This window comes from uncultured Vibrio sp. (assembly GCF_947488985.1).
GTDB lineage: Bacteria > Pseudomonadota > Gammaproteobacteria > Enterobacterales > Vibrionaceae > Vibrio.
Genome location: NZ_CANLBV010000354.1, coordinates 1 through 308, shown reverse-complemented (window position 1 = coordinate 308; position 308 = coordinate 1). Strand labels below are relative to the sequence as shown.

At 40.9% G+C, this 308-nt stretch carries 1 pseudogene; it reads left to right on the top strand.

Annotation, left to right across the window (positions count from 1 at the left end):
• Window positions 1–308: pseudogene (locus tag Q1A70_RS20920) on the top strand (transposase); the annotation flags it as partial.

The following is a 308-nucleotide window of genomic DNA, read 5'->3' as shown; positions in this document are numbered from 1 at the left end:
GTTCAAGCGCACTGCCCGAACGCAAAAATCGTTTACGACTTATTCCACGTTGTTGCTAAGTTCGGTCGTGAGGTGATAGATAGAGTCAGAGTCGACCAAGCCAACAAACTCAAGTAAGATAAAAAAGCGAGACAATGGGTCAAGCGCTCACGCTGGGTGTTGTTGAAAAATAGAGGCAACTTAAATCCACGACAAGATAGCTATCTTACTTAAATATTGAATATCAATAAAGACTTAATGACCACTTATATACTCGGAGCACAACTCAAAGAGCTTTGGTATTGTGAATCAGAAGCACATGCTAAAGG